Here is a 5,232-nt window from a genome sequence, read left to right as displayed (position 1 = left end):
CTACTGCCTTATTCCCCTCAATCCGCCATCGTCTCCAAACTGGCAAAACCCTGTGGCGCGTCGCCCTCGTCGAACGGCGTCGTCACCTCGACGAAGGTGTCGGGATAGAAGCCGTTGAAGCGGGTCCTCAGCGACAGCGAATACGCGCCGATATGGCCGATCTCGATCCAGTCGCCGGTATCGACCGTTTCCGGCAGCCAGAACGGCCGCGACAGGATGTCGACGGAATCGCAGGTCGCGCCGCAGACCTTGAACGGCACGATGTTCTTCTCCTCGCCATTGCGCGAGCGGATCGCCGGGTCGGGAATGAAGCGCGCCGGCAGCGTGATCTTGCCGGTCCATGAATCCGACAGCGATGCCCAGATGCCGTCATTGATGTAGAGCCGCTTGCCCTTGCGCAGCAGCACCCGCACGATCAACGACAGGCAGCGCGCCACGATCACCCGGCCGGGCTCAGCCACCAGCGGCATCTGGTCGAACTGATACTCCTTCAGATCGCCCGACAGCCGCGACATGATCTGGCCAAGCGACGGCATCTCGATCTGCTTGCGGTTAGGGTCGTGGCCGTATTCGGCGGGGAAACCGCCGCCGACATCGAGCCCGGCAATATCGAAGGTCAGCCGGTTGCGCACCCAGTCGGCGGAAGCCAGCGCCCGCTCATAGGTATCGGGATCCTCGATCTGGCTGCCGACATGGAAGCACAGGCCGACCTTGTAGCCGGTACGGCTCAGCCGCTCCGCGAGCTCGACGGCATACGCCGGCCCGGCGCCGAACTTCTTCGACAGTTCGTAGGCGGCATGCCCCTTGGTCTGCACCCGCACGAACACGCTGATCGAGCCCGGATCGATGTCGAGAGCCCGCACCACTCGCGTCAGCTTGGTGATCTCGTCCTCATGATCGAGCGAAATGACGCGGATGGCGTATTTCTCCAGCGCCAGCTTGATGTCCGACTGCGCCTTGACCGGGTGCATGTAGAGCATCTCGGCATCGGGGGAAACGGCACGCACGGCGGCGAACTCGCCCGGCGAAGCGACGTCGAAAGCCTTGACGCCGGCTTCGACCAGCGTCTTCAGCACGATCTGCTCGCCATTGGTCTTGACCGCATAGGCGGTCTTGCCGGGGAACATGCCCATGAACTGCCTGGCATCCGCCATCAGCACTTGCGGGCGGAAGCAATAGACCGGATCGTCCGGACGAAGCGCCAGTGCCGCCTCGCGGGCATTCTCGAATCGCTGCATGGACGAATCCTCACTTCGGCTGCGCACAATTAATCCAAGCTAGCGGCTAATGAAAACAATTCTGTGTCTCGTGCGGCTGACGCTGGGGCGCTGGGTCTTTGCCAGCAACGTTTGCCAGCGATCAGGTTTCGGGTGGCTCTTGTCACTGAGTCCGATATGGCTTCTGCCTGACTGACTGGCATTCAGGCCGTCTGGGAGGGCGACTCACATGACAATAGCCGCGACATCAGCACCGCGCGGGCCGATGGTGCTCAAGGACTGGGGGCAGCTCCTGCTGCTCGGCGCGATCTGGGGCGGCTCGTTCTTCTTTGCCCGCATCGCGGTGGCCGAACTCCCCCCGCTGGTGCTGGTGCTGTTTCGCGTCGCCATCGCCGCGATCGCGCTACAGATCTATCTCGGCCTGTGCGGCCCGTCCTTCCGCCTCGCGCTTCCGCATGCAGGCCTGTTCTTCCTGCTGGCGCTCACCAACAATGTGGTGCCCTTTTCGCTGATCTTCGCCGGCCAGACGGAGCTTGGCGCCGGCGTCGCCTCGGTGCTCAACGCCACGACGCCGTTCTGGACATTGATTCTCGCCAATGCGCTGACATCGGACGAAAAGCTCTCCTGGAACAAGCTCGCCGGCATTGCGCTCGGCATCGCCGGTACGGCCGTCATGATCGGCCCCGGCCTGCTTGCCGGGCTCGGCGGCCCGGTCTGGGCCAAATTCGCGCTGATCGGCGCTTCACTGTCCTATGGCATTGCGCTGATGGTCGCCCGCCGCTTCAAGGGCGTGCCCTCGCCGGTCGTCGCCACCGGGCAGTTGACCGCTTCGACCATCATCATGATCCCGATCGTGCTCTTCACCTACGGCCCATCCGGCCTGTTCTCGGCCTCGCCGCCGGTCTGGGCGGCGGTGCTGGCGCTGGCACTTCTGTCCACAGCCGTCGCCTACATCCTCTATTTCAACCTCGTCGCCTCGGCGGGCGCTACCAACGCCTCGCTGGTCACGCTTGTTGTGCCGGCCAGCGCCATGCTGCTCGGCTTCCTGTTCCTAGGCGAGCGGCTGGAGCTGTTCGAAATCGGCGGGGTGGTGCTGATCGCGCTCGGCCTCATCACCATCGACGGGCGCGTCCTTGGAAGACGTTAGCGCGTCCTTTGAACCCCCACATCGCCGCGAAAGTCGCATTCGACTTTCGCGGCGGTAGCGCTGCCATGACACGGCAGCGACACGAGCCGGCCACATTTTATTCACAGGTCTGAAGTCGGTATTTGCCTAGGAGTTTCAAAGCCTAACGGCAAAAGACATGTCGCGGATTTCACAATCACGTCGCAATGCAGCACATTTTCCGCTTGCCTGTGGCACAAATGAACCTAGACTCCATGACATAGCTCTTTAAGAGGAGGCTATGTCATGGGACTTACGAGGCCTATCAACGCATTGATGATCTGTGCTGCGTTCGCCTTTATCGGAGCCCTCATTATGGGCTTCCTTCCCTGACCGCCAAAGCGGGGAAGACCAGCACCCAAATAGTCCAACCAATTCAAAAGGCCGGGTTTTTCCCGGCCTTTTGTTGTTGAGCCCGACCTCATGCCGCGGCTGATCCGGCGGCCGCCGCCTCGTGCGAGCGAATACCGATCATATGGCAGATGGCAAAGACCAGATCGGCGCGGTTCATGGTGTAGAAGTGGAAATCGCCGACACCGCGCTCGACCAGGTCCATGACCTGTTCGGCTGCCACCGCCGATGCCACCAGCGCATGCGTCTGCGGGTCCTTGTCGAGGCCTTCGAAACGCTCCGCCAGCCAGCCGGGCACATGCGCGCCCGCCCTCGCGGAAAAGTTCGCGACCTGCTTGAAACTGTGAACCGGCTGGATGCCCGGCACGATCGGGATGTAGATGCCGGCGCGGCGAACGCGCTCGACATAGCGCTCGTAGAGATCGTTGTCGAAGAAGAACTGGGTGATCGCCCGCGTCGCGCCATTGTCGACCTTGCGCTTCAGCATCTCGATGTCGGTGGCGAAATCGGGGCTTTGCGGATGCTTTTCCGGATAAGCCGCGACGGAGATGTCGAAATCCGCGATCGTCTTGAGCCCGGCGACCAGTTCCGCGCCATTCTCGTAGCCACCGGGATGCGGCCGGTAGGGCTCGCCGACGCCGGAGGCCGGGTCGCCGCGCAGCGCCACGAACCGGTTGATGCCGATCGATTTGTAATCCTGGATGACCGCATCGACCTCGTCGCGCGTTGCCCCGACGCAGGTCAGATGCGCCGCTGCAGGAATACCGGTTTCCGTCAGGATGCGCTTTACAGTGCGCGCGGTGCGCTCCCGTGTCGAGCCGCCGGCGCCGTAAGTCACCGAGACGAATTTCGGCTTCAGCGGCTCCAGCCTTGTGACCGTCTCCCACAGCCTCGCTTCCATCTCGTCCGTCTTCGGCGGGAAGAATTCGAAGGAAACCCTGACCTTGTCGCCGATGTCGGGGCGGCGGGAAAAGCGGAACTGGTTCATGCGATTTCCCCCATCGAGTTCGCTTTGGCCTGCCTTGTGTCGTTGGAAGGATCGGCAATCAGCAGGCGCCGATCGCGGCCGAGCCAGAGTTTCACAGTGAGCCTCGCCTCATTGCCACCGCGCGGCTCGAACTCCTGGGCATCTTCGAGATCGAGGCCGGCTTCCGAAAACCAGTCGGCGATCTGCCGGTCGGAAAAGCCGAGCCGCATATGCGCATGCTCCTCGCGCAGGAATTCCAGCGCATGCGGCGCGAAATCGACGATGACCAGGCGTCCTGCCGGACGCAAAAGCCGCGCCGCCTCGTGGATGGCGCGGGCGGGATCGTCGAGATAGTGCAGCACCTGATGGATGGTGACGAGATCGAAGGCATCGCGCTCGACCGGCGGCGCGAAGATGTCGCCCTGCCGAACCTGCGCGTTCGAAACGCCGGCCTTGTCGAGATTGGCGCGCGCCACGGTCAGCATCTCGCGCGACATGTCGATCCCGACACCGCGCCGATAGAGCGGCGAGAAGATTTCGAGCAGCCGCCCGGTGCCGGTGCCGAGATCGAGCATCGACTGGAACGGCCGCTTGCCGACCAGTTTCAGCATTGCGGCTTCGACGGCGCGGTCCGGCACATGAAGCGAGCGGATATGGTCCCAGCTTGCCGCATTCACGGAAAAATACTCGACCGCCCGGTCCTGCCGCTTGCGCTTGACCGAGGCCAGGCGCTCAAGATCGCGCTCGACCTGCGGATCGGCGCCGCGAATGCCGGAAACCAGGCCCATGACGAAGTCACGCGCGGAATCCGCATCCGACAGGCGGAAGAAGGCCCAGGACCCTTCCTGGTAGCGGCCGATCAGCCCTGCCTCCAGAAGCAGCTTCAGGTGCCGCGAAACGCGCGGCTGCGACTGGCCGAGAATTTCGGTAAGATCGGAAACGGTGAGGTCACCGCGCGACAGAAGTGCCAGTATGCGCAATCGGCTGGATTCGGCCGCCGCCTTTAACGTATCCACCATAGTGTCGAGCGAGACATGCATCAGCGTATTCTCTTTGAAAAGATATAAACATATGTTTATGTCAGTTTTCGAAACCTTGCAAGCGCTATGTCGCTTCCGGACAAGAAAATGCCGCTTGTGTGGCGTTTTAAGAGACATGGGCCATGACTGGACCGCGTGAGATGTTCGAGGCCCGCGAAGGCGAGCAGAGGCTGGAAAACGATCCCGCACTGATGCCGCCGGATGACGGCATCGTCTTCATCGGCCGCATTGCCTCGCCGTGGACGACGCGCGAAACCTGCCCGAAGAACATGCGCGCCGCGCGCGAGACCGGGCAGAAGGCAGTGCTGACCATCGACGCGCCCTACCGAAATGGCTTACGGGGGCTGGAGCGCGCCAGCCACGTCATCATCCTGTCCTGGCTGCATCACGCGCCGCGGGACCTGATTGTGCAGAAACCACGCCATGCGGCCGAAGCAAAAGGCGTATTTTCGCTGCGCTCCCCTGCCCGCCCCAACCCAATCGGGCTGCATG

At 62.7% G+C, this 5,232-nt stretch carries 5 protein-coding genes; 2 read left to right on the top strand and 3 right to left on the bottom strand.

The window, feature by feature from the left end:
• Positions 1 to 17: 17 nt before the first annotated feature.
• Positions 18 to 1,238: an alanine racemase gene (locus tag ENZ75_RS19840; RefSeq protein ID WP_063168489.1), complete on the bottom strand. Its 1,221-nt coding sequence runs from the start codon at positions 1,236 to 1,238 to the stop codon at positions 18 to 20.
• 208 nt (positions 1,239 to 1,446) lie between these two features.
• On the opposite strand from ENZ75_RS19840, the gene ENZ75_RS19835 reads away from it, so the two are divergent.
• Entirely contained in the window at positions 1,447 to 2,364 is a 918-nt protein-coding gene (locus ENZ75_RS19835; protein WP_063168490.1) for a DMT family transporter, read from the top strand.
• 439 nt (positions 2,365 to 2,803) lie between these two features.
• Here ENZ75_RS19835 and metF read toward each other — a convergent pair whose 3' ends face one another.
• Positions 2,804 to 3,721: a methylenetetrahydrofolate reductase [NAD(P)H] gene (gene metF, locus ENZ75_RS19830; protein WP_013530934.1), complete on the bottom strand. Its 918-nt coding sequence runs from the start codon at positions 3,719 to 3,721 to the stop codon at positions 2,804 to 2,806.
• Entirely contained in the window at positions 3,718 to 4,740 is a 1,023-nt protein-coding gene (locus ENZ75_RS19825) for a metalloregulator ArsR/SmtB family transcription factor (RefSeq protein ID WP_013530933.1), read from the bottom strand. Before ENZ75_RS19825 ends, metF begins: the two co-directional genes overlap by 4 nt.
• Positions 4,741 to 4,880: 140 nt before the next feature.
• On the opposite strand from ENZ75_RS19825, the gene ENZ75_RS19820 reads away from it, so the two are divergent.
• On the top strand, positions 4,881 to 5,232 hold a 352-nt coding region (locus ENZ75_RS19820; protein WP_245481180.1), incomplete at its 3' end, for a TrmO family methyltransferase.

It is taken from the genome of Mesorhizobium sp. M7A.F.Ca.CA.002.04.1.1, from assembly GCF_004022805.1.
In the GTDB taxonomy this organism is placed as follows: Bacteria; Pseudomonadota; Alphaproteobacteria; order Rhizobiales; family Rhizobiaceae; genus Mesorhizobium; species Mesorhizobium ciceri.
The sequence above is the reverse complement of the archived record's forward strand: the minus strand, read 5'-3'. Positions and strand labels throughout refer to the sequence as shown.

Excerpts from the sequence above, each read along its gene's own strand:
- ENZ75_RS19840 (WP_063168489.1), bottom strand. The coding sequence starts at position 1,238 with ATGCAGCGATTCGAGAATGCCCGCGAGGCGGCACTGGCGCTTCGTCCG.
- ENZ75_RS19835 (WP_063168490.1), top strand. The coding sequence starts at position 1,447 with ATGACAATAGCCGCGACATCAGCACCGCGCGGGCCGATGGTGCTCAAG.
- metF (WP_013530934.1), bottom strand. The coding sequence starts at position 3,721 with ATGAACCAGTTCCGCTTTTCCCGCCGCCCCGACATCGGCGACAAGGTC.
- ENZ75_RS19825 (WP_013530933.1), bottom strand. The coding sequence starts at position 4,740 with ATGCATGTCTCGCTCGACACTATGGTGGATACGTTAAAGGCGGCGGCC.